This window comes from Halorubrum marinum (assembly GCF_048381195.1).
GTDB lineage: Archaea > Halobacteriota > Halobacteria > Halobacteriales > Haloferacaceae > Halorubrum.
In genome coordinates, this window is sequence record NZ_JBLWMM010000007.1 from 28,956 (window position 1) to 55,950 (window position 26,995).

General features: G+C 62.3%; 23 protein-coding genes and 1 pseudogene. 13 read left to right on the plus strand and 11 right to left on the minus strand.

Translation table 11 applies throughout. The features are described 5' to 3' along the window. Window positions 1-74: 74 nt before the first annotated feature. The 4 genes from hcsS to arsD are packed head-to-tail and all read right to left on the minus strand — an operon-like array spanning window position 75 to window position 2,976. On the minus strand, window positions 75-293 hold the full coding sequence (gene hcsS / locus ACNSN4_RS13720; RefSeq protein ID WP_418286407.1) for a halo-CC-star protein HcsS: 219 nt from the start codon (window positions 291-293) through the stop codon (window positions 75-77). After that, window positions 284-700 carry a halo-CC-star protein HcsL gene (gene hcsL / locus ACNSN4_RS13725; RefSeq protein ID WP_418286408.1) on the minus strand — a complete coding sequence of 139 codons (417 nt, stop codon included), beginning with the start codon at window positions 698-700 and terminating at the stop codon, window positions 284-286. Before hcsL ends, hcsS begins: the two co-directional genes overlap by 10 nt. Next, window positions 697-2,643, minus strand: coding sequence for an arsenical pump-driving ATPase (gene arsA / locus ACNSN4_RS13730; RefSeq protein WP_418286409.1), 1,947 nt, complete (start codon window positions 2,641-2,643; stop codon window positions 697-699). The genes hcsL and arsA overlap by 4 nt, the downstream gene beginning before the upstream one ends. 3 nt (window positions 2,644-2,646) lie before the next feature. Then, window positions 2,647-2,976, minus strand: a complete 330-nt coding sequence (arsD, locus tag ACNSN4_RS13735) for an arsenite efflux transporter metallochaperone ArsD (RefSeq protein ID WP_418286410.1) — start codon at window positions 2,974-2,976, stop codon at window positions 2,647-2,649. 328 nt (window positions 2,977-3,304) lie between these two features. Between arsD and ACNSN4_RS13740 the strand changes: the two genes are divergently transcribed. The 6 genes from ACNSN4_RS13740 to ACNSN4_RS13765 all read left to right on the plus strand — a co-directional run bounded on the left by ACNSN4_RS13740 (window position 3,305) and on the right by ACNSN4_RS13765 (window position 11,197). Then, window positions 3,305-3,700: an ArsR/SmtB family transcription factor gene (locus ACNSN4_RS13740; protein WP_418286411.1), complete on the plus strand. Its 396-nt coding sequence runs from the start codon at window positions 3,305-3,307 to the stop codon at window positions 3,698-3,700. 752 nt (window positions 3,701-4,452) lie between these two features. After that, window positions 4,453-5,730, plus strand: coding sequence for an AGE family epimerase/isomerase (locus ACNSN4_RS13745; RefSeq protein ID WP_418286412.1), 1,278 nt, complete (start codon window positions 4,453-4,455; stop codon window positions 5,728-5,730). 94 nt (window positions 5,731-5,824) lie between these two features. Further along, window positions 5,825-6,769, plus strand: a complete 945-nt coding sequence (locus tag ACNSN4_RS13750) for a mannonate dehydratase (protein WP_418286835.1) — start codon at window positions 5,825-5,827, stop codon at window positions 6,767-6,769. Window positions 6,770-6,794: 25 nt separating this feature from the next. Then, complete coding sequence (locus ACNSN4_RS13755; RefSeq protein ID WP_418286413.1) at window positions 6,795-7,679, plus strand: NAD-dependent epimerase/dehydratase family protein; 885 nt, start codon at window positions 6,795-6,797, stop codon at window positions 7,677-7,679. 186 nt (window positions 7,680-7,865) lie between these two features. Continuing rightward, window positions 7,866-8,636 (plus strand): helix-turn-helix domain-containing protein, encoded by a 771-nt coding sequence (locus ACNSN4_RS13760; RefSeq protein ID WP_418286414.1) that lies wholly within the window; start codon window positions 7,866-7,868, stop codon window positions 8,634-8,636. An 83-nt stretch (window positions 8,637-8,719) separates the two neighbouring features. Continuing rightward, window positions 8,720-11,197 carry a heavy metal translocating P-type ATPase gene (locus ACNSN4_RS13765; RefSeq protein WP_418286415.1) on the plus strand — a complete coding sequence of 826 codons (2,478 nt, stop codon included), beginning with the start codon at window positions 8,720-8,722 and terminating at the stop codon, window positions 11,195-11,197. Window positions 11,198-11,888: 691 nt separating this feature from the next. On the opposite strand, the gene ACNSN4_RS13770 is transcribed toward ACNSN4_RS13765, so the two are convergent. Both ACNSN4_RS13770 and ACNSN4_RS13775 read right to left on the minus strand, forming a co-directional pair. Beyond that, complete coding sequence (locus ACNSN4_RS13770; protein WP_418286416.1) at window positions 11,889-13,190, minus strand: hypothetical protein; 1,302 nt, start codon at window positions 13,188-13,190, stop codon at window positions 11,889-11,891. Between the two features lie 472 nt (window positions 13,191-13,662). Further along, on the minus strand, window positions 13,663-14,565 hold the full coding sequence (locus ACNSN4_RS13775) for a helix-turn-helix transcriptional regulator (RefSeq protein WP_418286417.1): 903 nt from the start codon (window positions 14,563-14,565) through the stop codon (window positions 13,663-13,665). A gap of 149 nt (window positions 14,566-14,714) precedes the next feature. On the opposite strand from ACNSN4_RS13775, the gene ACNSN4_RS13780 reads away from it, so the two are divergent. After that, window positions 14,715-16,115, plus strand: coding sequence for an FAD-binding oxidoreductase (locus ACNSN4_RS13780; RefSeq protein WP_418286419.1), 1,401 nt, complete (start codon window positions 14,715-14,717; stop codon window positions 16,113-16,115). Window positions 16,116-16,435: 320 nt separating this feature from the next. Continuing rightward, entirely contained in the window at window positions 16,436-17,398 is a 963-nt protein-coding gene (locus ACNSN4_RS13785; protein WP_496923293.1) for a DUF7972 family membrane protein, read from the plus strand. 308 nt (window positions 17,399-17,706) lie between these two features. Here ACNSN4_RS13785 and ACNSN4_RS13790 read toward each other — a convergent pair whose 3' ends face one another. The 3 genes and pseudogenes from ACNSN4_RS13790 to ACNSN4_RS13800 form a co-directional block, all read right to left on the minus strand. Next, entirely contained in the window at window positions 17,707-18,120 is a 414-nt protein-coding gene (locus ACNSN4_RS13790) for a hypothetical protein (protein WP_496923294.1), read from the minus strand. Continuing rightward, window positions 18,078-18,758, minus strand: coding sequence for a bactofilin family protein (locus tag ACNSN4_RS13795; RefSeq protein ID WP_418286422.1), 681 nt, complete (start codon window positions 18,756-18,758; stop codon window positions 18,078-18,080). The genes ACNSN4_RS13790 and ACNSN4_RS13795 overlap by 43 nt, the downstream gene beginning before the upstream one ends. Window positions 18,759-18,947: 189 nt before the next feature. Continuing rightward, window positions 18,948-19,347, minus strand: a pseudogene (locus ACNSN4_RS13800) (transposase domain-containing protein); the annotation flags it as partial. A 297-nt stretch (window positions 19,348-19,644) separates the two neighbouring features. Here ACNSN4_RS13800 and ACNSN4_RS13805 point away from each other — a divergent pair. Next, the gene (locus tag ACNSN4_RS13805; RefSeq protein ID WP_418286423.1) at window positions 19,645-20,016 is read left to right on the plus strand and encodes a cyclophilin-like fold protein; all 372 of its coding nucleotides are present in this window, start codon (window positions 19,645-19,647) and stop codon (window positions 20,014-20,016) included. Between the two features lie 328 nt (window positions 20,017-20,344). Then, on the plus strand, window positions 20,345-21,097 hold the full coding sequence (locus ACNSN4_RS13810; protein ID WP_418286424.1) for an IclR family transcriptional regulator: 753 nt from the start codon (window positions 20,345-20,347) through the stop codon (window positions 21,095-21,097). A gap of 756 nt (window positions 21,098-21,853) precedes the next feature. On the opposite strand, the gene ACNSN4_RS13815 is transcribed toward ACNSN4_RS13810, so the two are convergent. Then, the gene (locus tag ACNSN4_RS13815; protein WP_418286425.1) at window positions 21,854-22,303 is read right to left on the minus strand and encodes a universal stress protein; all 450 of its coding nucleotides are present in this window, start codon (window positions 22,301-22,303) and stop codon (window positions 21,854-21,856) included. A 188-nt stretch (window positions 22,304-22,491) separates the two neighbouring features. Continuing rightward, entirely contained in the window at window positions 22,492-23,898 is a 1,407-nt protein-coding gene (locus ACNSN4_RS13820; RefSeq protein ID WP_418286426.1) for an NAD(P)H-dependent oxidoreductase, read from the minus strand. Window positions 23,899-23,983: 85 nt separating this feature from the next. On the opposite strand from ACNSN4_RS13820, the gene ACNSN4_RS13825 reads away from it, so the two are divergent. The 3 genes from ACNSN4_RS13825 to ACNSN4_RS13835 are packed head-to-tail and all read left to right on the plus strand — an operon-like array spanning window position 23,984 to window position 26,981. Continuing rightward, a complete protein-coding gene (locus ACNSN4_RS13825; RefSeq protein WP_418286427.1) occupies window positions 23,984-25,063 on the plus strand; it encodes a TRAP transporter substrate-binding protein in 1,080 nt (359 codons plus the stop codon). Window positions 25,064-25,095: 32 nt separating this feature from the next. Next, complete coding sequence (locus ACNSN4_RS13830; RefSeq protein WP_418286428.1) at window positions 25,096-25,680, plus strand: TRAP transporter small permease; 585 nt, start codon at window positions 25,096-25,098, stop codon at window positions 25,678-25,680. Then, window positions 25,677-26,981 (plus strand): TRAP transporter large permease, encoded by a 1,305-nt coding sequence (locus ACNSN4_RS13835; RefSeq protein ID WP_418286429.1) that lies wholly within the window; start codon window positions 25,677-25,679, stop codon window positions 26,979-26,981. Before ACNSN4_RS13830 ends, ACNSN4_RS13835 begins: the two co-directional genes overlap by 4 nt. Window positions 26,982-26,995 lie beyond the last annotated feature (14 nt).

The window sequence follows — 26,995 nt, forward strand, 5'->3', positions numbered from 1 at the left end:
TGGAGGGGGCTCAGCGGATGGCGGTCCGACGCCCGTTCGGAGCCCGGTTGCGTGTCTCTCGGTATCGAATCCGATCAACAGCAATCGTCGGCGCCGCACGCGCTGCCGTAGTCGATCCCCGTCTCCTCGCGTATCGCCTCGTTACACTGCACCACCATCGTGGTGAACGCGAACTCCGACGACGACTCTTTCGCCTCCGCGAGCGCTTCGCCGAGCGCTTCGGCGGCCGCGACGACCGCTTCGTCGGTAGACCCGTCTTCGACGGCGTCCTGATCGGCGGCGCTCAACAGCACCCACCTCCGACTGACCGCGCGAACTCCTCGCCGATCTCGTCGCTAATGGCGTCGTTCGTCCGTTGGAAGAGATCGATCAGATCGCTCTGTGCGGACTGCTGGCGCCGGATCGTCTCGTCGTTCGACATCTCGGTCTGGAGTTGTTTCAGCTCGGCCATCACCGACTCGTCGAAGCCACCGCGCTGCATCTGCTGTTGTTTCCGCTGGTATTCCCGCAGCAGCGCCATCGCGTCGGCGTCGTCCTGTAACGCCTGATCGGCCGCGACGAACCGCCGGTACGTTTCCGATTCACTGAGGGCGTCGAGGAACTCGCGGAGCGTCGCTTCGACGTTCGCCTCTACGTCCGCCTCGGCGGATGCGTCTGTGACGCTCCCGGTCACATCGTCCGTGTCCTGCGCGTCGCTCACGAGGGCGTCACCTCCGGCGCGTCTGACTCGGCGATGTCCGCCAATCCGGCGATCCCCTCCCCGAAGGCACGCAGTTCGTCGAGTCCGATCGGTTCGTCCCGACGGAGCGGCGCTAACATGAGCGGCGCGTCGAACCGATCGCCGATCTCCGCTAAGTACCGCGCCTGCTGTGCTCGCCGATTCGCGAAGAAGGCGTTGTTACCGTACTCCTCGGGAAGCAGGTAGTTGGCGACGACCAGCGAGGTCTCGATTCCGACCTGGTCTTCGAGGTCGGCGGCGGCCCGATACGCCTCCATCATGGGCGTGTACTCGGGAGACATCACGAACGCGAAGGTGCTCTGGTCGGGGTCTTTCATCGTCTCGATGACCTCGTCGTACTGGTCGCCTTTCGCGGGCGCAGCGCCCTTCGTCAGCGAGCCGAGGTCCATGAACCCCTTCCAGTCCGAGGGGAGTTCGAGCAGTCGGAGCGTGTGGCCGGTCGGCGCCGTGTCGAAGACGACGACGTCGTACCCGTCTTCCTGGAAGTAGCTCACGAACTTCTCTAAGGCGGCCATCTCCTCGGCGCACGGCGACTCCAACTCCTCCTCGACGTTCGCGATCGCGGCGTCGACGTCGATCCCCGTCTCCGCTTTGTCCTCGTACATCTCGGTGACGTGGTCGAGGACCTGATCGCGGTACTCGGCGAGCGCCTCCTCTTGGTCGATCCGCGCGGCGTCGAGGTTGTCCTGACCCACCGAGGTCGGTTCGTGCCCCACGGGCTCGCCGAAGATATCCTCCAAGTGTGCGGCCGGATCCGTGGTGACGACGAGCGTCTCGTGGCCCGCCTCGGCGAGCGTCGTCGCCGCCGTCGACGCGACCGTGCTCTTGCCGACGCCCCCCTTCCCGGTGAAAAAGAGGTAGCGCGTCTCGCCGTCGACCGGGGAGAGCTGATCGGCGACCGCCTCGGGGTCCGTCATCGCGCCGAAGTCGACCGTGTCGTCGGCGTCCACGTCCGTCGCCGCCCCGACATCGACGGTCGCCTCCGCGTCGTCGTAGAGAACGTCGCCCACGTCCGCGAGCAGATCGAGCCCGGCGATCTCGCCGGGCTGGAGCGGATACGTCGCCATCGCGTCCGCGTCGAACTCCTCGCGGGCGCGCTCGATGACGGCCTGTTCGTCGGCGCGTTTCCCCTCGAAGAAGGGGTCCTCACACACCGACTCCGGGAGATACCCGTTGAGTATCAGCAGCTGCGATTCGATCCCGAGCTCGGCGAGGTCCGAGGCACTGCGTTCGATCTCGTCGATCGAGGAGTCCTCTGGCTTCCCGACGAACGCGAACGATGTGCGCTCGTCGTCTTGGAGCGTGTCGATGGCGCGCTCGTATTGGACCTTCTTGTCCTCCATCGAGGCCGCCGGCCCGATACATGTCGAGCCGCCCTTCTCGAGTTCGGCGTTCCAGTCTGAGGGGAGCTCCATCAGCCGGATGGTGTGACCCGTCGGCGCCGTGTCGAAGACGACGACGTCGTACTCGGGGCTGTCCATGAAGTCGACGAAGTTGTCGAAGGCGGCGATCTCCTCGACGCAGGGGCTGTTGAGCTGCTCTTCGACGGTCTCGATCGCCTCGTCGCCGAGCAGTTCACGCATCGGTTCGATCGTCTCCTGTCGGTACTCCTCGGCGGCGGTATCGGGGTCGATCTCGATCGCGGAGAGGTTGTCGACCCCGTCGATCGCGGTGACCTCGTGGCCGATGTCTTGGCCGAAGATGTCCGAGAGGTTCGGGGCGGGGTCGGTGGTCACCAGAAGCGTCTCGTAGTCGTTGTCGGCGAGCCACGTCGCGGTCGCACAGCTCACCGTGCTCTTGCCGACGCCGCCCTTTCCACTGAAGAAGACGAACTCGGTGTCGTCGCCGCTCGGTTCGACTACCTCACGCGCGCTCGTCGCCGTCGGCTGCTCCGTCTGTGACATTCGTTAGGCCTCCTGCGGCGTGGTGGTTCCGTCGACGGCCGCGGTCAGTTCGTCGTACGAGAGGTACTCCCCTTCAGCGACAATCTCGTCGTCGACGACCGTGATCGGGAGGATCGACGGGCCGTTCTCCTGGACGCGGTCGTAGATCCGCTGTGTTTCGAGGAACTGGTCGATGTTGTGTTGCATGTTCGCCCGGCTGACGTCGAGGTCGTCGAACGCGTCTTCGAGCTGGTCGAGCGCCGCGCTGACCTCGACGAGTTCGTCGTCGGGGTCGGGGCCGCAGACGCCGGTAGAGCAACACATCGCTTCTTCGTAGAGTGTGAGTTCGGTCATCGTGTGGAGTTGGATCGTCGTCAATCGTCTGAGCCATCGATCATCACGGAGTGTGTCATCGACACCCCGATAGTGACCAATTCAATTGAACAAACTCTCATTTACTAATAAATCCTTCGACTGGAGTGTTCACCGTCGGCGTACCGAATATTAGCATAAAAGTGCCGACTGAGTCGATATATATTAACTCAACATCTGAGATCGCTACTGAGAGGTCCCGTGTTGAGTCGCAATTAGATGAATATATACTGAATCATATTCGCGCGTTCAGATGCTCTGTATCCGCTGGTCCACAACGCTTAATCGCATATCAGTTCAACTGTTTCGTATGTCATCGACCGATCGCCTGCGACGGTATGTCACCGACGAGTGCGGCTCCTGTACCGATGAGGACCTATCCGAGCGAATAGCGGAGCTGGAAGCCTTAAATGAGGCCGCTGGCGGGTCAGACTTGGAGACCGACGTCGAACTGCTGTCGGCGCTGGGCAACGAGACGCGATACGAGATCGTTCGGATGCTCCACGCGGCCGACGACGACGAACTGTGCGTCTGCGAGCTCTCGCCGCTGCTGGACGTGAGCGACAGCGCGATCAGCCACGCACTCTCGAAGCTCGCCGACGCTGGCCTCGTCACGCGCCGGAAAGACGGGAAGTGGCGGATGTACCGTGCGACGCCGCGCGCGAGCGCCGTCCTCGTCGCGCTTGACGGCTCGCGGTCATTATAAACAGAGCCGCGCCGTCTCAGTACCCGGTGGAATCGTCGATCCCTGTCCGGTGTCTCTGGAAGATCGAGCAGCTGGAGACTCGCGCTATCCGCGATCGAGTAGTACGTCCACTTACCCCTGTCCGATCAATCGGACGCGTCAGTCGGTATAAAGCCGTCTGACGACAGAACGGTACGACCGAGATGTGAGGAACGGTGACGCACGTACGCGACGTGGGCCGTCGCGACGACGTTCGTGTCGAGGTCGACTCCGATCAAGTGGTGACCGTCGAGCGAAATCGCGGCGGGCTATGCGAGACGGATCGCGCGGCCGTTACCGCCGCAGCGAGCGATCTCACGGTGTTTCCGGTTTCCGAGTAACCGAAGTTGGTGTTCTGTTCAAACGACCACACTCACGATCCGATACTGAGCGCAGGAAGCAACCGATAACGCGGGAAACGGGTGATAACCGGTGCGTTCGGGAACCGAATGGGATCGTCTGAGTTACGCTTTTTCAGGGCCACTTACCGGGGTGCGGTGAACATGAGTGAGCGGTGACGTAATCGAAGCCCGCTCTCGATTGGGCTCTACCGCCTCGACGTGATCGATTCGCAAGGACGGCGGTGCGCTACCGGTCGGCTAACAGCCACTTTACACGCACCAGTCGCCCGTTGCGACTATCCGCCGGTCATCGATCAACTCAAGCGTCCCTTCACCTAACTCAAGAGGGACCGCACCGAGACGAGCCACCAGCACGCCACCATCACCACCACCATGACATCGAACCACAACGAGACGGAAGCGGGCGACGCCGACGCGATGCGAGACCGCGCGGAAGCCGCCAGAGGGGGGGTCCTCGCGACGCTCCGCGTGCAGTACCCGGACGTGCTCGCCGACCGCGGCTACCGCCTGTTGCACCCTCGATCCGGGGACCACTACACCGGCGACCGGCGACACCTCGTCGCGACCTGCCGATCGATCGCGAACTTCGCGGTCGGCGCGCTCGCCGACGGCCCGGACTGGTGTCGCGACGCCGCCGAACACGGGCTCCGGTTCCTCCGGGAGGCGCACCGCGCCGACGGCGGCGGCTATCACCTCGTCGTCGACGCCGAGGGCGACCCGGTCGACCGGACGCGGTCGGCGTACGGCCACGCGTTCGTCCTCCTCGCGTTCGCCCGCGCGGCTGACGCCGGGCTCGACGGGGCCGCCGCCGACCTCGAGGCGACGCACCAACTGATCGGGGAGCGATTCCGCGACGATCACGGGCTGCTCCGGAGCGACTGCGACCCGGACTGGACCGAGCGGGAGCCCTACCGCGGCCAGAACGCGAACATGCACGCCTGTGAGGCGTACCTCGCCGCGTACGAGGCGACCGAGCGGAGCGAGTACCTCGACCGCGCGCGACACGTCGCCGAGACGATCACGGTCGAGCTCGCCGCCGAGACCGACGGGCTCCTGTGGGAACACTACACGGACGCGTGGGACCACGACTTCGCGTACAACGGGGACGAGCCCCGCCACCAGTTCCGACCGCCGGGGTACCAGCCTGGCCACCACGCCGAGTGGGCGAAGTTCCTCGCGCTGTTGGACCGGTACGAGGCGGCTCCGCCCGTAAGCGAGAAGCGGGGAGGGAGAGAGAAAGGAGGCGGCTGGTACGAGCGCGGAGCCGAGCTGTTCGACGCCGCGGTCGAGCACGGCTGGACGGAGAACGGCTTCGTCTACACGCACGAGGCGGGCGGGTCGCCGATCGTCGGCGACCGGTACGGCTGGGCGCTCGCGGAGGCGATCGGCGCGTCCGCGGCGCTTGCGGAACGCGCGGCCGCTCGCGGCGATGACGGCGACGCGGAGCGCCTCGACGGATGGAACCGGCGCCTCGCGGTCTGTACCGACCTCTATCGCGGGCCAGCCGGCGTTTGGTACGAGAAGCGACTCGCCCCCGAGGCGGGCGGTGGACTCGTCGCGCCGGACCCGCCGGGCGTCGAACCGGACTACCACCCCCTCGGTGCGGAGTACGAATCGTATCGATCCGCACGGTTGCGCGGGGGAGAGTGATGGACGGCCCTCGTCGCCGACTGGCTGACCGTGGATCGAAGCCGTCTACCCACACCGCGACACCACGATACACATGAGCACGAACGACACTGAGATGGACCCGACGGTAATGCTGCCGCCGCGGCCGGACCGCCGGTGGACGATCGCTAAACAGCTGGGCTTAGACACCGCGGTCGTCCGGTTCTGGGGGGTCGACGACTGGTGGGAGTACGACACCCTCCAGCGGACCGTCACCCGGTTTTCGGACCACGGCTTTTCGCTCGACGTCGTCGAGGACCGCCCGCCGATGGAGCAGACGGTTCTCGGAATGGAGGGCCGTGACGCGGAGATCGAGGCGGTCAAAACGCTGATCGAGAACATGGGTCGACTCGGTATCGACACCTACTGTTGGGTGTGGACCGAGAACCCCCTCGGCGTCATCCGGACCTCCGACTCGCTCCCCGGACGCGGCGGCTCCCAGCGCATCGGCTACGACCACGAGTGGACGGAACGCGCGCCCGACCACGAGGCCGCCGGAATCACTGAGGCGGAACTGTGGGAGAACCTCCAGTACTTCCTCGACGAGATCGTTCCCGTCGCCGAAGAGTACGGCGTGGACCTCGCCTTACATCCCGACGACCCACCGACCTCGCCCGTTCGGGGCGTGCCGCGGATCGTCCAGTCGGTCGAGGACTACCGCCGAATCCTGGACCTCCACGACAGCGAGCGCCACGGCGTCACGTTCTGTCAGGGGAACTTCTCGGCGATGGCGGGCGACACCGTCGAAGCGATCCGCGAGTTCGGCGACCGGATCCACTTCGTCCACTTCCGCGACGTCGAGGGCGACGAGCGGAACTTCGTGGAGACGTGGCACGACGAGGGGCCGACTGACATGAAGGCGGCCATCGAGGCGTATCAGGAGGTCGGCTTCGACGGCCCGATCCGCCCGGACCACGTCCCGCGGATGGTCGGCGAGCAGGATCGCGACGACGCGATGGCCGGCTACACCGACATGGGTCGGCTGTTCGCGATCGGTTACATCAAGGGACTGTTGGAGTGAGCGATTCCGGAGAGACACCTGCACCATGACACTCACCACGATCGCCGTCACGGGCGGCAACGGGAAGATCGGCGAAGCGATCCTCGAGCACCTCTCCGACCACGGCTACGAGACCGCGAACGTCTCTCGGGGGAAACGCCGTGAGGAGACCTCTGACACGTACGTCACGACGGACCTGCTCGACGCGGGGGAGACGTACGGCGCGCTCGCGAAGACGGGCGCCGACGCCGTGATCCACATGGGAACGATCCCGAACCCCTACCGGACGCCCGATTTTCGGACCTACGAGAGCAACGTGATGTCGGCCGTACACGTGCTCGAAGCGGCCGACTCGCTCGGGTTGGACTCCGTCGTGCTCCCCTCCAGCATCAACGCGCTGGGCAGCGAACACCAAGAACGCCCGGCCGAAATCGACTACCTCCCGATGAACGAGGACCATCCGCGGACGCCGGACGACCCGTACGGCATCGCGAAACACGCGATGGAGGTGACCGCCGACGGCTTCGGACGGCGACCCTCCTCCGACCTGACGATCGCCTCCCTGCGGTACCCGTGGGTGACTAGCGACGAGGAGATGCAGGAGTACTTCGTCGACACCGATCGGTCGATCGGCGCGCTCCACGACGTCCACCCCGCGACCGGTAGAGAGGTGCTGTTCTCGTACCTCGCAATTGAAGACGGGGCTCGGATCGCCCGCAAGGCGGCCGAAGCGGACTTCGACGGTCACGAGGCGTTCTGGGCGGTCGCCGGCGACACCACCGCCGACGCGCCCACCGCCGAGCTCGTCGAGGAGTTCTACCCCGCCGCCGAACGCCGCGCGGAGTTCGACGGAACGGAAGGGATCGTCGACCTCTCGAAGGCCGCGGAACTGCTCGGGTGGGAGCCGAAACGCTCTTGGCGCGACCTGTAGACGGCCGGACAGCCGGACAGAGCGCTTTAACCGACGTTGAAGGGAGACATTTCTGTACCGGTGCGTTGAATCTCTTGTGGGCGATCTTCCACGCAGAACTCTTCTATAAATCACATTTCGATATATAAAATACGCCAGTGCGCTGAGGCGGCCAACGTTAACTCTCGTGGGACCGTACGACCGGGTATGCGCGAACTCGTCTTCGCCTTGGAGTACGAACCCGGGCGAAACCGGGTGGCCGACGCACTCGCCGAGCACCCCGACTCCCGGGTCCGGTCGCTGTCGCTGCACGTGACCGCCGATCGACTCTGGCGCGTCGATCACGCGATCGGAACTCCAGCGGCGCTCGACGACGTCGAGGCCGCCTTCCTCGACGGGGACTACTACGCGGACTGCCTCGCGACCGACGACTGCGGCGCCGCCCAGACTACCCGCGTGCTCGATCGGACCGACGACACGCTGGTGCTGTACACCGACTGGGAGCGGACCCCCGTCTGCGCGTCCGTCCCCCACATCGCCCGCGAGCACCTCGGCGACGGCGTCTTGTTCGAGACGCGTCACGAAGGGCGTCACTACACGTGGCGGCTCATCCATTCGGGGGTCGGCGACGTGAGCGCCTTCTTCGACGACGTCCGGGCCGCCGTCGGCGACGCCGCCCGGACGGAGTTGCTTCGGACCACCCCTGCGGTACCGGACGATTCACGAGGCGAAGGCAGCGGTCGCAGCGGCCGACTGGAACCGGAACAGGAGGCCGCGCTCAGAGCCGCCGTCGAGCACGGCTACTACGAGTCCCCTCGCGCGATCGACGCCAGCGAACTCGCCGAGCACTTGGACGTCCCGCGGTCGACGCTCACGTACCGCCTCCGGCGGGCCGAGGCGCAGGTGATCGAAGCCCACTTCGCCGACGACGAAGTGGGGGGGTCGGCGGTGGGTAGACACCCTCTCAACGACCGATAGCCGAACCGGACGATCGCCCCACGTGCTGTGTGTTGGAACATTCCAATAAACGCTTACCGTGTCACGCCGGCTAGCTCCCGGTAATGAGCGACGATTCGGACGCGGATCCGGAGGGCGGCGACGGGGAGGCCCGAGCGCTGACGGCCCGCCTCGTAGTGCCGGGAATGGACTGTCCGTCCTGTGCCGGGAAGGTGGACAAGCGCCTCGAGCGCGTCGACGGCGTCGTCGATGCCGCACTCAACCCGACGACCGGAACCGCGGTGATCACGTACGACCCGAGGGACGCCACGGAAGGCGATATCGTCGCCGCGATCGAGAGCGCGGGCTACGAGGTCGTCGACCGATCCGGGCAGGAAACCGACGTTCGCGACGGTAACACGGCGGAAACCTCGGCGGCCGAACCTGCGTCAGACCGAGAGGCGGGAACCGATCGGTCGGGTGACGGACCGGCGGTCGCCCCGCCCGCGGCGGTGTGGCGAAGCGCCCGTGCGAAGAAGACGTGGGTGGGAGCGGTCTTCGTCGCCGCCGGGCTCCTCTTCGAGTTCGTCCTGACGGGGTCGAACGTCCCCGTCGCGAGTGTGCTCGGCGCTCCGCTCACGCTCGCCGACGCGCTGTTCCTCGCCGCCGTCGCGGCCAGCGGGGTGCCGATCGTCCGGGCCGGCTACTACTCGGCGCGGGCCCGGAGCCTCGACATCGATCTGCTGATGGGGACCGCTATCGTCGCCGCGACGGGGATCGGGTACTTCGTCGAGGCCGCGACGCTGGCGGTGCTGTTCAGCGTCGCCGAGCTGTTGGAGGAGTACGCGATGGACCGCGCTCGCGACTCGCTCCGCGAGCTGATGGAGCTCTCGCCGGACGAGGCCACCGTTCGTCGAGAGGACGGGGAGGTGACCGTTCCGGCCGATGACGTCGCGGTCGGCGAGACGGTGGTCGTCCGCCCGGGTGAGAAGATACCGCTCGACGGAACGGTCGCCAAGGGCGGGAGTGCAGTCGACGAATCGCCCATCACGGGCGAGAGCGTCCCGATCGACAAGGCGACGGGCGACGAGGTGTACGCCGGTGCGATCAACGCGGAGGGGTACCTCGAAATCGAAGCGACCGCGACCGCCGACGATTCGACGCTCTCGCGGATCATCGAGCTCGTGCAGGGAGCGCAGGCCGAGAAGACGGAGACCGAGCGATTCGTCGATCGCTTCGCGGGGTACTACACGCCTATCGTCGTCGTCCTCGCGGTGCTGACTGCGGTCGTTCCGCCGCTCGTCATCGCCGACCCGGTATCGGTCGCCGTCGCGGGGTACGGAGTCACGTTCGTCGGTGAGTGGGGCGTCTGGTTCGTGCGCGGGCTCACGCTGCTGGTCATCGCGTGTCCCTGCGCGTTCGTCATTTCCACGCCGGTGTCCGTCGTCTCGGGGATCACGAGCGCGGCGCGAAACGGCGTGTTGATCAAGGGCGGCACCCACCTCGAAGCGATGGGCGAGGTCGACGCGGTCGCCCTCGACAAGACGGGAACGCTCACGAAAGGCGAGCTCGCCGTCACGGACGTGGTGCCGTTCGGCGAGACGAGCGAGGCGACGCTCCTGCGTCGTGCCGCGGGCGTCGAACGCCGCAGCGAGCATCCGATCGCGGCGGCGATCCTCGAGCGAGCGAGCGCTTCCGGCGTCGATGCGTCCGGCTTCGATGCGGTCGGACGCAGCGAGCCGGACGCGAGTGATCTTCCAGAGCCGACGGCATTCGAGAGCCTGACCGGGAGGGGCGTCCGCGCCGACGTCGGCGGCGAGACGCACTACGTGGGTAAGCCAGCGCTGTTCGAGGATCTCGGGGTGGCCCTCCCCCGAGGACAGTCGGATGGCGACGCGGCGACCGACGGGGGGATCGTGACGAACACCGACCGCGACCCGGTCGAGACTGACGCGACAGGAGGCCACACCGATGTCCTCGCCGCGCTGGAGCGCGACGGAAAGACCGTCGTCCTCGTGGGGACGGAACGCGAGCTGTTGGGAGCCATCGCGATCGCGGACGAAGTGCGCCCCGGGGCGCGGCGGGCGGTCGAGCGCCTGCGCGAACTGGGCGTCGAGCGCGTCGTGATGCTCACCGGCGACAACGAGGGGACCGCGCGGGCGATCGCCGAGCGAGTCGGCGTCGACGAGTACCGCGCCGAGCTCCTCCCCGAGCAGAAGGTCGAGGCGGTCGAGTCGCTGCAGGCCGCGTACGGCGACGTGGCGATGGTCGGCGACGGGATCAACGACGCGCCCGCGCTGGCGACCGCGGACGTGGGAGTGGCGATGGGTGCGGCGGGGACGGACACGGCCTTGGAGACGGCCGACATCGCGCTGATGGCAGACGACATCGGGAAACTCCCGTACCTGTACGCGCTCTCGCACACCGCTAACGGCGTGATCCGACAGAACGTCTGGGCGAGCCTCGGCGTGAAGTTCCTGCTCGCACTCGGGGTCCCGCTGGGGCTGGTGAGCGTCGCGATGGCCGTCGTCGTCGGCGACATGGGCATGAGCCTCGGTGTCACGGGTAACGCGATGCGGCTGTCTCGGATCGAGCCGGAGTAGCCCCTTGGCAGGCGGTACTGTCTCCTCGCCGCGCTCGCAAAAGCCGGTAACAACATGAACAATTATTAAGGAAGCGCACATCGGGGTGAGTGTGCCACCCGTAGTACACGATTGACGCAAGCTCGGAGCCGGAACCGGCGGCCGGTCCGGGGAGATCGAGCACGCGCCAGGCGAATCGAATCGAATCGACGCCCGACGAGTCGAACTCCAGCGAGGACCTCCCGACCGCAGCGGAGGCGGTCGCACAGTGCGCAGCGATGTTCGACGCGACGGACACTGATCGAATCCCCAACGGAACCGACCGCTGGAACCGGTACGCGGGGTCGAGTCACGACGAGGAGTAAGTCGCCGGTCGCCCCGACGACCGGCCGCCCGGACCCTTTTAGGCGACGAGGCGAATAGGAGTGACCGGCCGATGACGATGCACCGCTCCGAGCTGCCTCGGCACCAGCGATGACGAGCCCTATGAGTGCCGAGGCCGACAACTATCGGATCATTATTTGTCTTGTCGTTTTAGAAATCAAATTACAGCTGACACACACTCGGCGATTTACCGTATACTCCGTTATTCGCTCAAACTGGTCTAGAGGCAGGGTTGCTGAGAAATCGGAACCACTTCTGAGCCGGCTCGAAGCCGCTCCGGAGAGCTGTCCCCGGAGGCGACGACCGACGGGTGTTCACGAATCGACACTCAGCGGGAGCTGATATTGTTGACCGCTGGTACCAGATTCGTCGAGGGGCAGGGGAGCCAACAGTACCACGTATCACAGGGTCGACAGATGGCTGACGCCGGATAGTCCACGTGGACGATCGGCGGATTGAGTGGCACGACCATGCCCTGTACCGACGTCCGGTTGTCCCGACCGCCGGCGCTCTCCCAGACATCGTCCGCGAGGAGTCGGCGTTTTTTCCCGTCACCGTAGGCAGCCGGCAGGAACTGTTCGACCGCCTCGTTCAGGTTCCCGTCTTCGCCTACTTCGCCGTCGTAAGTCACGGAGCCGAGTCGGCACCGCTCGTCGCACCTTTCGGTGTCCAACTCCGACAGGATAGCCCGTCGGATATCCTCGCCGTCGTTCTCGTCGGGCTCTTCGAGGGCTACCGCGACGACTTCGGGCGCGGTCTCGGCGGCCAGTATCGTCACCGAGTCCTGGTACAGAGCGTTGTCGTTGATCGTCCAGCCGCCGACGTAGATACACTGGCCCTCGTGACGGATGCGCTGGACGAAGAGTAGTGCCGGTATCGGTTCCGGGCAGCCCTCGGGCTGGGCGGACACTGACGCGACGAGCATCGGCGTGAGCCTGGCCGCACCGACACGGGTCTCCTCACCCCACGACCCCCGCTCGTCCCACGTGAACCCGGTGACAGCACCGTTCGCGATCGAAACCCCGTCGTGCTCGTTGTCGTTTCGGGCGGGGTCCAGCAATGGCCCGACGTTGACGGTCGGAGAGTCAGTCCCGCCATCTCCACCGGCGGCGAGCAGCGTCTCGTTCGGATTGAACGGGCCGGTCGTTCCGAGCGGTGGCCACGGGTGGCTGATCCGTGCCGAGAGTCGCGGTACCGCCGACTCCCACCGGAAGACGTTACCGTCGTCGTCCTGCGCTGCGCGACCGATCGTCTCGCCGGTCGTCGACCGCAGTAGCCGTGGCGGCGTCACCTGGCTGGCGAGCGCCTCGTTGCTGTCCCGGAGCCGCGCGTCCGGGAAGGTGACGACGAACCGCTCACCGACCGTCGCCTCGCCGTCGAGATAGTCGTACAGCGCCTGTGCCCGCTTCTGGTTCTCACCGCTGGAGTCAGACGCACGGATTTCCGCCATCCGGTCCGCCCGAGAGGCGTTGTGGTTCTCCGCTTTCACCAGCGAATTGATGTAGTCGCCGTAGAGTTCGATCGACGATTCGATTCCCTGGTACTCGCCGGAGACGACGATCTCGAACTCTTGGTATCTGTGATCCGTCTCGATCAGCGTGCTGTCCGGGCGGGAGTCGCCCCCGAACAACGCTGCGGGGAACGCGTCCCTGTTGGATACTGCGTTCGCCGCGGCCGACTGACCGACCAGACCTGTCGCTCTATCGACACATCCTGCCAACCCGATAGTGCTAACCCCGGCACTTGCCGCGAGAATCCGCCGCCTGCTAATCTGCGTCGGTTTTTTATCACTATCGTTATCAATCATTCAGATTATATGATTCATCAGGACATATAAACCTTTCGACTATTCAGGCCTTCAGACGCATGTTGGTACAAGTCGAGACCGGTGAATCGAGACCGTCTCCGTGTCGCAGTCAAAACGGGCTTGGAAGCTCGTCAACGAATGCCCAATTATGGGCTGAGCGGACTCGGTAGAGCCGCTAAGCGGATTCACGATGGATAGATCGTGAGCCGTGAGTGCCGAGGCCAGCTTTCAATCTCCATCTCTACCGGATACAGTAGTCAAACGTCATCACGCCTCTCCGAGCGTGTCTCACCAGTCAGGAGTCCCGCTCATGAAGTGGGTCTGAATCCGCTCTGACCGCGGCGTACACCCGCTCGGCCCATTCGTACGCGATCGATGCGTCCGTATCGACGAACACCTGCATGAGTCCAGTGGTCTCGTCGTAGCCTCCGATCCCGACGCGCTCGTCGAAGACAGCGAGACCGTACGGCAGGTCATCACGCGTCCGAAGGGCGAGGTGGCCGCGATCGATCGCCTCGCGGGCGCGCTCCGGATACGTCTCGAAGAGTTTCTCGACGATGTGGGGGAGGTAGATGATCTCCGTGTCGGTCTCCTCGAATATCTGGTGGTGGAACCCGCCGAGAACGAGCGGTGCCATGTGCGTCGTGTTGAACCCGCGGAACGTCTCCGACTCTTTCAGTAGCGAGATGAACCGCTCGACCGGTCGATATGGATCGTTCGGCTCTGCAAGCGTCACCGTCGCGTCCACGAACGGTTCGAGGACGAACTCCTGATGGTCCTCACAGATTGTGTCTAAGAGCGGCGCGAGCCGGTGGACGGTGTGAACGTTCGCTTCGAACCGGAGTACTTCGTCGGCGACTGCCTCGCCCCGCCCGGTCAACCGAAACCGACCGTCGGCCTTCTCGACGAAGCCCTGCTCGCCGAGCCACCGCGTGAAGCGGTGACTCGTCGCCCGAGAGACCTCGAGGCGCTCCTCGATCTCCCGGCGATCGAGCGGTTCCGTGCGGAGCGCCTCCAGAACCGGTCTGTGTCGCACGACGTCGCCGAGTGAGTCCGTGTCGACGCGGTCGCCCGCGGCGTCAAGTCGCTGTCCGAGGTACCGTTGGTTCCGCGCGTTCTCGAGCAGGGCCTCTAGAGTCGGCGAACCGGGCGGTGGACGCCCGTCAGCAGACGACCGTTCGTCAGTGTGGAACTCCATGGGACTCACTAGCTTGATATACGATAGCATGGGTAGTAACGTTGTCGCGTACGGGAAGTGAGAGGCATCTCACGAGCTGAAACAGCGCGTCTCTCGCCGAATACGTGTCAGTAAATGAGGCTAACAGCGCCGCAGCCTATCGAGTACGTATGGCCCAATCACCCATCGGCGACGAACGGATCGAGCGGTTTCGAACCGGCGTACACGGGGACGTGATTCCCTCCGACGACGACGACTACGACGACGCCCGCGCCGTGTGGAACGGGATAATCGACAAGTATCCGACGCTGATCGCACGGTGTCGGGGCGTGGCGGACGTTATCCGTGCAGTCGAGTTCGCGCGCGAGAACGACCTACACGTGGCCGTCCGGGGTGGCGGTCACAACGTCGCTGGAACGGCCGTTTGCGACGACGGGCTCGTGATCGACCTCTCGGAGATGCGGGGCGTGCGGGTCGATCCGGAAGAGCGGACGGCGTGGGTCCAGGGCGGCGCCGCGTGGGCCGACGTCGACCACGAAACCCAGGCGTTCGGCCTGGCGACACCCGGCGGCGTCGTCTCGAAGACCGGCGTCGGGGGGCTTACCCTCGGCGGCGGCATCGGCCACCTTCGGTGCAAGTACGGCCTGAGCTGTGACAACCTCCGGTCGGTAGACATCGTCACTGCGGACGGCCGGTATCTCACCGCCACCGTCGACGAGAACGAGGAGCTGTTCTGGGGGCTTCGTGGCGGCGGAGGCGGACTCGGGGTCGTCACGGGCTTCGAGTTCGAACTCCACCCGGTCGGACCGGAGGTGGCGACCTGTTTCGTGCTCTATCCGGGGGAGCGGGCAGCCGAGTGTCTGCGTGCGTATCGCGAGTACGTCGCGACGGCGCCCGATGAGGTCACCACGCTTTCGTCTACCGGCGTGATGCCCGACGAGGGGCTGTTCCCCGGCGACGTGGTCGACGAACTCAAGATCGGCTTTCTGGGGTGCTACGCGGGACCTCCCGAGGAAGGCGAGGAGGCGCTCGCACCGTTACGAGAACTCGGTGACCCGATCGCCGATTTCAGCGGAACGATGCCCTACGCCGAGTTCCAGCAAACCTTCGACGAGGATTACCCAGACGGGATGCGGTACTACTGGAAATCGCTCTATCTCGATGGGCTCACCGAGTCCGCCATCGACCGGATCTGCTACTGGGCGGAGACCGCACCGTCCCCGCTCTCGACCGTCGACATCTGGGAGTTGGGTGGTGCGATCACGGACATCGACCCCGAAGAGAGTGCGTTCGTGGGCCGACACGCGCCATTCCTCCTCGGGATCGAGGCGAACTGGGAGGATTCCGCGAATGACGAGGCTAACGTCGAGTGGGTCCGTGACTGCGTCGCCGACACGCGGCAGTTCTCCGACGGGTCGTTCTACCTGAACTTTCCGGGCTTTTTCGAAGGAGGTGAGGCCGCGCTGGAGACCACGTTCGGGGCGGCTTACGAACGGTTGATCGCGTTGAAAGACGAGTACGATCCAGCGGACCTGTTCGACCCGAATCGAGACGCCAACTCCGCCAATTGAGCGTGGCTCGTATCGACCGGTGCTTGCTCGTATGCATCAACTGTACGTGTCGGTTCCGAGCGTGAGCGCGGACCGGCCTTCTACCCGTACCTCTACGGGAAGAGACGATCGATGGTCGGCGAATCGCGTCCGTCGTTCTCGCAGTATCTGAATCTTACCGTCGTTAGCAGCCGAATAGTGATTAGCACACCCCGCCTCAGTCGAGCCAATCGGGCTGAGACAGTATTTCCGACCAGGTTACAGAGACAGCCGATACAGGAGCTAATTCCGACCCTACCGGGGGCGGTCCCGACAGTCCGCTCACTTGGTCGGTTCGATGGGTGCTCCTGTCCGGGGATCGGCGAGTGCTCGCACTCGTCACTGAGATCGTCATCCTGTTGGCACTGCTAGCGGTCGGAACCGTCTGGGAGTTCGAGATGGAACGGCTCGTCACCGAAACGCGGGCGGTCCAGACCCTGTTCAACACGCTGCTCGGCGGGATCATCCTCTTCGTCTCGGTCGTTCTCTCGATCAATACTGCGGCCCTCGCCCAGGAGTTCGCTCCCCTCCAGGTCAAACTGGCCAGTATCGAGGACTCCATCGACTTCCAGATCGAACTGGAGGAGCTCGTGGAGGACGGCATCAGTCCGGCCGGGCTACAGCCGTTCCTCCAGTACGTTATCGAGGCGATCCATTCCGAAACGAAATCGCTCCGGACCGCCGATGGCTCGACGACCGACCAGCGAGCGCGGGCGGATCTGCTTGCCTTCGCCGACGATATCGACAGACGACTGTCCCAGATCGAGAGGCGCATCCGGCAAAGCGACCCTCGGGTGTCGATCCTCCTTTTGAGCACGCTCGATTACCCCTACGCCCACCACATCAACGTGACCCGCCGCCTGAAAGCCGCCCACGGGGACGTACTCACGGAATCGGATCACGACTCGCTCGCGACACTGCTCCGGATACTCACGATTCTCGCGTCCGGCCGAGAGTACTTCACGACCCTGTATTTCAAGCGGGAACTCCGGAACCTATCGAGCGCGCTCCTCCTCCTCTCGCTCCCGGTTATCGTCTTCACGTCGTACGTTCTGCTCGCGATGGATACCGGTCTCTTCCCGCAGACGACGCTCCCGGGAATCCGATCGCGACTCCTCTATGTCAACCTCGCGTTCGTCATCGCGCTCTCCCCGTACGTCCTTCTCAGTTCGTACATGCTTCGCATGCTTACCGTCTCGAAACACTCCCTCGAATCGACGGTGTTCACTCTCAAGGCCGATGTCGGACTGGATTTCGATCGGTAGTACACCCGACCGACAAGAGTGTGGCCGCGTGCCGTTTGGTTCAGCACGTCCTCGATATCTCCGAGTCCGTCGAAGTGTCATTGATTCTCCACTGGTAAAACCAATAAATGCAGGTCAATGACGCCGAGGATAGAGGACTAACAGCTGCACTCCGAGTGCTCCGTCATAGACCGCCGCGTACTCATCGAATTGCGGACGCCCTACGGGATGTGCGTCGTCGCCCTCGATTGTATTGAACCTTGGAATCGACAGCCGGTGTCCGATCGTCCTCACTGATCATTCGCCATCCGTTCAGCAGAATCTCCGGTCTATGAACCGCCGAACGACTCGTTGAGCGCCGTCCGTCGATCGCTGGGGCCCGAACGTCGCGGGGTCTGGAACGAGTCTCGGAGCTCTGGGGCGAGTGCATCCAGTCCCAACAGGAGTGCACCGAATACAGGGAACCCGCCCAAGATCGGGTTCGCGCCCGCAACGGCAAATCTGACGAGGCCAACCACGACCGCGAGCCACCGATCGTCCCGTCCAGCCCATCGGAGAAACCACGCACCAACGGCGTACTGACCGTAGACGACTCCGGCCCAGATTGCGAATCCGAACGCAATTGCGCCAAGAACGGCGAGCGGAATACCGATGATCGTGATGGCGACCAGCGTCAAGAGAACCGGACCTCCGACGAGCGTCAGCAGTCCACCCCCGCCGGTTTTCGCAGGCTCGTTAGATATACGCCCTGTGAGCCTCGCCGAGAAAGCCGGAAAAGAGCGAGTAAAATTGCTCCGAACAAGAGACTTGCGAGGAGCCCGTATCCCCATGTTACCCAGTTGAGTAGCGTGAATATCCCGACGTTACCTCGGAGATCCGAATCCTCCACGACGCCACCTGCGACCGTTGCCGCGGGATCTCGCGTGAACTGGACGGCGTCGTAGCGGAACTCGCCACCGCCACCTGCGTTCGGTCCAAGCACGACCGTCTCAGTGCCGACACGGACATCACCGTCGATCCGGCCGTCTATGCGGACGTACCCCGCGCCGATATTGACGTCGCCGCCGATCGTGACGGTCTCGGTCACTTGGATGTTTCTGCCGCCGGTACTGACGTCGCCTCCGACCACGCCGTCAATGCGGACATCTCCGGCGGCGCCGAAGATATCACCTGTGACGGTTCCCCGAACCACGGTGCTCCCCGCAAGTGCGTCGGCGCTGGAGACTGTCTGGGCTTTTTCGACGACAATGGTACCCGAGGCTCCCTGAATGGACTGCGCCGTCGCGACGCCCGCCACCGTTGAAAGTAGGAGCACCGCAACGAGAGCGACTACGACGCCTCCACGTGCCGCCGTCCCGGACGATAGGCGCGTACCGCCCATACCAACAAAATAATTAAAAGAATGATGCGCTTTACCCGGATTATATAGGGAGGTACCCTGTTTCCCAAGTAGCTGGGGTCGCGGTTTAGGTAGTCTCAGAACACCGGTGCTCAGCGTTCCGTGCTCAGGGAGTGGCTATGATGAACGGGTGGATCTGTAGTCAGTGCGGTCGCCTGCAAAAGACAGTGTTCAGATAAGCTGATTCCATGTGAAAGGAACGATATCAGCCACTCGTCAGCAGTTTCTGCATCGGTGTTACTGAAACAGTTTGAGAAACAGATGGTTCGCTGTTTTACCTCTTAGAAGACATATTTAACGCGGTTCCAATTTCCATGTCGTTCGTATCTAAAATCGAGGCTGTGTTTACGGCAGGCTCGATGAAGCGGAACCGCACCATCAACGAAAAAAATCGTGTCATCTACATCGTGTTTTTCGCGGAGCTCCGTGGAAAACTGACCTGCGATTACGTTCGTTCCTGTGGGTTCAAGCTCTGTATGAGTACACCGATCGAGTCGGGGTCCATGGCGTCGTACAGCCAATAGTGTTCATCGTCAAACTGAATCACAGGTTCATCAACTTGGAGATGGGAACGAGCTAGTTCGACGCAAAATATCTGTAAGAGGCGCTCAAATTGTGTATCACTCAATTGTCAATCACAGACAGATCGGTGTCGCATACGAATTAACATAAAATATCAATCATATTAATATAAGTGGTACTTTGGTCGTGGTGGGCCGTACTAGTCCGAACCTCCCGTACAACCGTCGGGTGCTGCTTGAATGATACACTCTAGGTAGTGACCTCAAATTGGTCGGGGCGGCCGGTTCTGTTGTTCGATAGTGGCTTTTGCAGTACACATATACCGAACCCGTTCGATCACGCTCATATGGCCGACATTCGAGTGTACGTCGATTCCCACGAATTAACCGCGACGTGGAACGACAAGAACCCGACCACTCGACAGGCGATTGCGGACGCCTTGCCACTTGAAGGCGCTGCGAGCCGATGGGGTGACGAACTGTACTTCCGCACCGACATCGATGTCCCGCCCGAAAAGACGCAGACAGCGGTCCCCGTCGGCGCACTCGCGTACTGGCCAGCGGGGAACGCGGTGTGTCTGTTCTGGGGGCCGACGCCGGCCAGTCACGACGACGAACCACGCGGAGCGGCCCCGGTGAACGTCGTGGCGACGGTCGATGACGTAACACCGCTCCAGGCAGTTGAGGGCAGTGCGACGGTACGGATCGAAGAGACCTGATCTCGGGGCGAAGCGTCGGGCTGATCAACGATAGCTTGGGTTCACTCAAATCGGGGAGCTCTGTCTCTGGTGCGGTCCGGACGACGAGCAGTGACGCGACGACTGTGACGTCGGTGGGTCATGTCCACCGCCAGCCAGCCGATGAACTCAGTCCAGAGCGATTTATGAGTATATTTATGATCCAATTTCGCCAAAATAGGTGCTATTCTCTGAGCGAGCAATCTACTAGAGTGGTGTCTGTTTTCCGGATTTTTAACATCCGAACAGTCTTGAATTCACGAGAACCGAACCTTTAACACCTTAGAGTGTTACGCGTTACCTTAGTGCAATGTCACGAAGACTCCAGACGACCGAGACGTCTTTTGAAATCCTCGATTTGCTGGTCGAGCTTAACGGCGCGACGATGCCAGAAATCAGCGAGCGGCTCGGGTTAGCCAACAGCACCGTCCACGGGCACCTGAAGACGCTCGAGGCGAATCAGTTGATCGTCAAAGAGGGCAGCGAGTATCACATCGGGCTGCAGTTCTTGCACTACGGGAACTTCACAAGACAACGGAAACCGGAGTACCAGTATGCCCAGGAAAAAGTCGAACGTCTCGCCGATACCACGAGCGAGGGCGCGAACTTCTGCGTGGAGGAACACGGCCAGGTCATCGTGCTGAACGGCGCCAGCCCAGCACCCGACCCGGCGTACGACATTGGAAACGTCTTCCACATGCACCCCACGGCAGTTGGGAAGGCAATCCTAGCCGAAATGGACGAGGAGGAGGTCTCAGAAGTCGTCTCAGAGTGGGGACTCCCCGCGTACACCGATCGAACGATAACGGACGAGGAAACGTTGTTCGAGGAACTTGAGGAGGTTCGACGCACCGGTCTGGCGTTCAACCACGAGGAGATGCTTAATGGGCTGTCCGCTGTCGGCGTAGCCGTGAAACGCCCTGACTCGTCGGTCTGTGGCGCACTGAGCGTTGGAGGGCCGGCCTATCGGATCGGTGAGGACAAGCTCCGAGAGGAGTTCGCTGACGCCATCCGCGACGTTAAACAACAGTTCGAGGATGACATCCAGTCGTTCTACGACTAGTCTCGCTGTCGTCAAACGCTACAGTGACCGAGCTGTCGTCGAGGCGATCGGATTCCTAACGCGATGTTGACTATTACAATAGTACGTCTGTAATATTAGTCACTATCCGCTATCTTCGTCTGCGACGATCGTCCGGGCAGCATCTCTGGACGCAGTTTGCTCTCTATCTTTGTAATTGAACAGTCAACGTGCTGTGTAGATATGTGTTCGGCTCTGGTGAATCGCGCTTATTACGGGGGTGTATGGCGTTTAACAGGCTATCGACGGAGGTGGTGGCGGTACGCTGTAGGCGCTTCCTTGTCGAGGAGGTGGAAGGAGGATCGGACGGAGTTTCTGAGCAGAGAACGGCAACTGTGGACATATCGACGGGAATCGTGTGCAGGCGGTGCATCGCAGGCGGTTCGCCGCATCTTTGGGTGACACTGTCTAATTTCCTCGAGAACGATCTTGCGGTATGTTCACAAGCAAATTCGACTCTGGTGAACATTCATTATATACATGTGCGTCCGACACGCTGACCCCTCCGCTCCCCAAACCGCTCGGAGTACGATTCCAGCGCCTGTCTGTCGGGTTCGGAAAAGACGGTCTCGAAGGGGCCGAGACTAGTGGTCTAAGAACTCGGGGTTCGCGACACCGATCAGCGGCGAACTCAGGTCGTCGTCGTACCTATCGCGCGAAACATCGCCCGCGGGGGTGCGCGTTCCGGTGCCTCGGTCACGTCCGCGCTGGGGAGGTCCGGGCCCTTCGTCGGAAGCGTCATTCTTCCATTACCGTAACGACGGGTCGGTCCGCGCTCAGGAGGACCGACTGGGTGGTCGACCCGAAGATCGCCTTCCCCACCGGTGATTTCCGGCGAGCGCCGATGACGATAAATCGCGCGTCGACCTCCTGTCCGACCTTGACGATGCCGTCCGCCGGGTCGGCGACCCGACCCATGTACGTCACGTTCGTCGGGTCGTCAAGAACCCCTTCCACGAGCGTCTTCGCGCGGGCGGCGGCCTCGTTCTCGTAGCGCTCGATCGGTTCGGACCTGACGTCAGCGATAGACGTCTTTCCCTGTTGCTCCTTGAGGAATTCGTCGTTTGAGATCACGTTGAGCGCGATCAGTTCCTCTTCATACACCCGTGCCATGTCCGCCGCGACGGTGATCGTCTCCGCGACATCTTCGCTGTCTTCGCCACCACCAACTACGACAAGAATTACCATGGAAGGAATCGATGACGAGGAAATATAAATATTGAACGGTTGATTGTGGGTCTGCAGAGGGCTGAAGGGAACCTGTCGATGACCGACGTGGACGTCTATCGGTCTGCTCGGGACGAGCCACAGTGTACTGTCTCCGCTGTCGGCGCCGGCACGCCACAGTCGGGGGCCGGGCCTCTACTCGGTCTCTGTTATCTCTCGACCGACCGTTCGTCCTGCAGTTGCCGGAGCGTGTGGATGAACGACGTGTCGTCGATGCGGACGTCGTCGTACGTGATGACGTCGTCCTGAGGAACTGCCTCGCGGACCTCTGCCCCGTCGAGTAATTCGAACGGAACGTGCCCGTTGCGTGCTGCACGGTCCGCGGTCTCTAGCGTCCCGTAGACGGTGTACCCGCCGCCACCGTCGAGCTCGTCGCCGGGGTCGAGATCGCGTTTGGCAGCAGCGACCACTTCAGCGGCATTCGTACGAGCGACACCGGTCGGTTCGTTATCCAGCGCTGCGGTAGCGATGCTGATCGTCGTCTCGACACCAGGAAGGTGGTACGGTCGGTAGAAAACCTGATATTGGCCGTCATCGGACACGTAGAGGCCATCGCCGCTGTTTTGTTCGATGTACTCGGCGACGGCGGCGTTAGGTGTCGAGGTGACGACAAAAACGCCGAAACTGATGCTGTGGTCGACACTGGTCCCGTCGGGGTGAAGCGTGCTCACGGTGTCGACAACGCCCGTCCCCTCCAAGACGCCACCGTCTTCCACGGGACGGAGTGTGTTCGGGATATCCGGAATCTCGCAGGTCGGTAGGTGCATCCCGGGGACGTCGGGTTCGAGTTCGAGCGCGTTCGCGACCGCACACATCTCGACCGCGACCTTCGTCCCATCCAGGAACGAATTGTACATCCGCGGATTCAGGTTGTGATCCTCGACGAACGACTCCTCGAACCCGTACCGCTCGAAAACGTCGTCCGGTGTCCCGGTGCGGTATTCCTCGCGATACGGATTACCCTTCCCGACGGCGACGACGTCCATCCCGACGCTTCGCGCCCAATCGTACAGTTCAACGATGAGTGCAGGCTGGTCCCCGTAAGCGAGGGAGTACGTCACGCCTGCGCTTTCGGCCATTTCAGCCAGGATTGGACCGACGACGGTGTCCGTCTCAACGGTCACCATAACAACGTGTTTTCCCTCCTGTATCGCGTTGTACGCGTGGCGGGCACCGGCCTCGGGTATGCCGGTCGATTCGACGACAACGTCGACCCCGGACTCCGTGAGTGCGATCGAGTCGTCGGTGAGCGCGATCGAATCGTCCGCGATCGCTTGGTCGATGCTCTCGACGCCCGTCACTCGGGTCCCGCTTCGGTCAAGCCCGGCTTCTTCGAGTGAGTCCTGTGCGGCGTCAAGGTTCAGGTCTGCCACGGCGACGGTTCTCATTCCCGGCACGCGCGCGATTTGGTCCATCAGTTTCGTTCCGAATAGTCCAGCTCCAATGATTCCAACGTCGATTGGTCCGTCTAAGTCGACTAGTTTGGCATGAATATTGATCATATCTGAAGTCCCGTTGGTACCGGACGCTATTTGCGCCAGTGTGTGACAGACCATGACTATGCCCTATATAAATCTTTGGGTTAGAGAAAATGAGTCTTAATACAGTATATTTATGTACTAAGTCAGCAAGGTGGATGGTATGGTATCACCAACCAGTCGCCGTAGTTACGTTAAAACAATCGGTGCAGGGTCAGCAGTCGGGATCACTGGCCTAGCAGGTTGCCTCGGTGGCGATGACAACGGTGGCGATGACAACGGTGGCGATGACAACGGTGGTGACGGCAATGGCGGCGGAGAAAGCAGAGATCTCACCATTGCAACACCGTTCAACCCCCAGCACACGCAAACCCGGCTTGCGAGTCGATTCGCAGACAACGTTGAATCCGAGACCGACGGCCGAATTACATTTGATGTTCTCGCTGCGTCTGTCGGTGGCGAAGAGGATCAAATCGAAGCAGTTGCATCCGGTACAGTCGACATGCACGGGACGAGCATCTCGTCGGTTGCAGCCGCATACGGCCCCGAATATGGATTCCTCGAAGCTCCGTTCGTCGCTCAGGGCTGGGAGCACTTCCAGGCGATGCAGGACGAATTCACCTACAGTGACGGCGGGTTCAACTCGCAGATCATCAGCCAGGGGAACCAGCGCCAACTCAGCGAGTCCTTCCGTGGGCTCCGTGGCACAACTTCAAACATGGTCGTTCAGCATCCCGACGACGTACAGGGTGTCAAGATGCGCCTGCCGCAGTTCGAAACGTGGGTCAGGACTTGGGAGGAGATCGGTGTGGATGCAACCCCCGTGTCCTTCGACGAGCTGTACTCTGCACTTGAGACCGGCGTTGTTGAGGCATCTGAAGGTCCAATTCAGCAGTTCATGGACACAAGCCTCTACGAGGTTCAGACGCATTTCTCGGAGACCCAACATCTTCTCCAGGGTCTCGGCTGGCTCATCAACGAGGATATCTGGCAGGACCTCTCCGGTGGCGACCAGGATGTCATCCAGGAGAGCCTCCAAGAGGCCATTGACTGGGCGAACGAGACGACAAGAGACGAAGTTGACGACCTCCTCCAGCAAGCCGAGGAGGAACACGGTACAGTCATCACTCGTGCAGAAGAGGTTGACCTGCAAGCGTTTGTGGACGCAGGAACTCCGCAGCTCGAACGGTTCTTCGATGAGCGCTGGGAGCCGTCCTTCCAGGACGTACAGGACCTAGCCTGACCCGCCAACGTTCCACTAACAGCCATCTATTTATGAACGACTTCAAGCCATTTTCAAGAATAGCATGCTTCTTCGACTACTTGGAGAAGGGAACCGTACTCGCTGGGATGGCACTGTTCGTCATCATCACCATTCTTGCGGCCTTTCAGATCCTTATGCGGTACTCCGGTATTGGGATTAGTACGGTGTGGACAGAAGAACTCGCTCGGTACCTCCTGGTGATTATGGTCTTTGTCGGCGCGCCTTACGCAATGCGGAACGACGACAACATCTCTATCCGCCCGCTGTTCCGGCTCCTTCCACCGGTCGCACAGAAGATACTAATCACGTTTTCGAACATCATGATCATTGTATTTTCCATATTGATCATCCACGCCGTCGATCAGGTGACGGACCGCACGCTCGGCGTGACGCTCGCAACCATCAACTGGTTGACTGTCGGGTACGCGCATGTGGTTCTTGGTGTCATGTTCATGATCGTGATATTGTTTGCCATTGAGCAGACTATCCTCATGTGGCAATCCGATGAAGCACCGATCACGGCGAAAGACGTGGAACCCGATATCCCCGACGAGGACTTCGGTATCTCGGACGGAAAGGGGGTGAGTGACGAATGACTGAATTGCTCATGCTGACAGCAGCGTTCGTCTTCGTCCTCCTCGGACTCTATGTTCTCGGGGTCCCGGTCGCATACGCCATCGGACTGAGCGCCGTCGTCGTGATGGTTCTCCCAATAGGGCCACCGTTTAACGCGCAGGTCATTGCACAACGGATGTACTCGGGGATGAACTCGTTCGTCCTCCTCGCCATCCCATTCTTCTTGTTCGCCGGACGGATAATGAACGCCATCGGAATGACATCTGACATCTTCGACTTCGCCGAAGAGGCTGTCGGCCCCCTCCCCGGTGGTCTTGGTCACGTCAACGTCGTCGTCAGCATGATCTTCTCGGGTATGAGTGGTGCGGCCGTAGCGGACGCAGCTGGGCTCGGCACGATCGAGTACAGGGCAATGACCGAACGCGGCTACGAACCGAAGTTCGCGGCTGGGATCACAGCTGCATCCTCAACGATCGGACCAATAATCCCGCCGAGCATCCCCATGATCGTCTACGGCGTGATGGCGCAGGTCTCGATCGGTGCGCTGTTTATCGCTGGCATCATTCCGGGCATCCTCATGGGGATCTCCTTGATGGTGATGGTCACTTTCATTGCGATCCGTGAAGGGTTCGCGTCGCGCGAAGCGTACAACGCGCGGGAACTGCTCAAAACGCTACTTCGCGCTGTTCCAGCGTTCGTCGCGCCCGTGATCATCGTCGGTGGTATCATCTTTGGCGTATTCACGCCAACCGAATCCGCCGTCGTCGCCGTCGTCTACGCCATCTTCCTCGGCTTGTTCTACTACCGAACGCTTGACGCAGAGTCGCTGTACGACGTTGTCAAGACTACGTTCGTGGACACGGCCGCGCTTATTCTGATCATCGGACTTGCGAACCTGTACGGGTTCCTCGTTACGATATCGGGGGTCCCGCGGTACCTGACTGAAGGACTGCTCTCAGTCTCGAACAGCGCGCTCGTTGCAACGTTGCTGCTCGTGCTCGTGCTCATCGTGTTCGGGACGTTCATGGAGACGCTCGCGATCATTCTGATCACAGTCCCTATCCTCGCACCGACGTTCCCCGGACTCGGTATTGACCCGCTGGTGTTCGGTATCGTGATGATGATCACGCTCATGATCGGGCTGATCACGCCGCCGTTCGGCGTCGTCCTGTTCGTCCTCGAGCGGGTGACGGAGCTAGACCTGCTCGACATCATCCGCGGTGTAGGGCCGTTCTACATCCCACTCGTCGCTGTGTTGTTGCTGATCATCTTCGTCCCCGAGATCGTGCTGTACCTCCCTGAGAGATTTGGATTCGCGTAGCTGACCCCCTCTTT

Coding starts and splice junctions, on each gene's coding strand:
- ACNSN4_RS13795 (WP_418286422.1), bottom strand. CDS start 18,758: ATGGGCGGTACGCGCCTATCGTCCGGGACGGCGGCACGTGGAGGCGTC.
- ACNSN4_RS13775 (WP_418286417.1), bottom strand. CDS start 14,565: ATGGAGTTCCACACTGACGAACGGTCGTCTGCTGACGGGCGTCCACCG.
- ACNSN4_RS13815 (WP_418286425.1), bottom strand. CDS start 22,303: ATGGTAATTCTTGTCGTAGTTGGTGGTGGCGAAGACAGCGAAGATGTC.
- ACNSN4_RS13765 (WP_418286415.1), top strand. CDS start 8,720: ATGAGCGACGATTCGGACGCGGATCCGGAGGGCGGCGACGGGGAGGCC.
- ACNSN4_RS13755 (WP_418286413.1), top strand. CDS start 6,795: ATGACACTCACCACGATCGCCGTCACGGGCGGCAACGGGAAGATCGGC.
- arsD (WP_418286410.1), bottom strand. CDS start 2,976: ATGACCGAACTCACACTCTACGAAGAAGCGATGTGTTGCTCTACCGGC.
- ACNSN4_RS13760 (WP_418286414.1), top strand. CDS start 7,866: ATGCGCGAACTCGTCTTCGCCTTGGAGTACGAACCCGGGCGAAACCGG.
- ACNSN4_RS13750 (WP_418286835.1), top strand. CDS start 5,825: ATGGACCCGACGGTAATGCTGCCGCCGCGGCCGGACCGCCGGTGGACG.
- ACNSN4_RS13780 (WP_418286419.1), top strand. CDS start 14,715: ATGGCCCAATCACCCATCGGCGACGAACGGATCGAGCGGTTTCGAACC.
- ACNSN4_RS13810 (WP_418286424.1), top strand. CDS start 20,345: ATGTCACGAAGACTCCAGACGACCGAGACGTCTTTTGAAATCCTCGAT.
- ACNSN4_RS13820 (WP_418286426.1), bottom strand. CDS start 23,898: ATGGTCTGTCACACACTGGCGCAAATAGCGTCCGGTACCAACGGGACT.
- ACNSN4_RS13825 (WP_418286427.1), top strand. CDS start 23,984: ATGGTATCACCAACCAGTCGCCGTAGTTACGTTAAAACAATCGGTGCA.
- ACNSN4_RS13830 (WP_418286428.1), top strand. CDS start 25,096: ATGAACGACTTCAAGCCATTTTCAAGAATAGCATGCTTCTTCGACTAC.
- ACNSN4_RS13835 (WP_418286429.1), top strand. CDS start 25,677: ATGACTGAATTGCTCATGCTGACAGCAGCGTTCGTCTTCGTCCTCCTC.
- ACNSN4_RS13745 (WP_418286412.1), top strand. CDS start 4,453: ATGACATCGAACCACAACGAGACGGAAGCGGGCGACGCCGACGCGATG.
- ACNSN4_RS13740 (WP_418286411.1), top strand. CDS start 3,305: ATGTCATCGACCGATCGCCTGCGACGGTATGTCACCGACGAGTGCGGC.
- arsA (WP_418286409.1), bottom strand. CDS start 2,643: ATGTCACAGACGGAGCAGCCGACGGCGACGAGCGCGCGTGAGGTAGTC.
- ACNSN4_RS13805 (WP_418286423.1), top strand. CDS start 19,645: ATGGCCGACATTCGAGTGTACGTCGATTCCCACGAATTAACCGCGACG.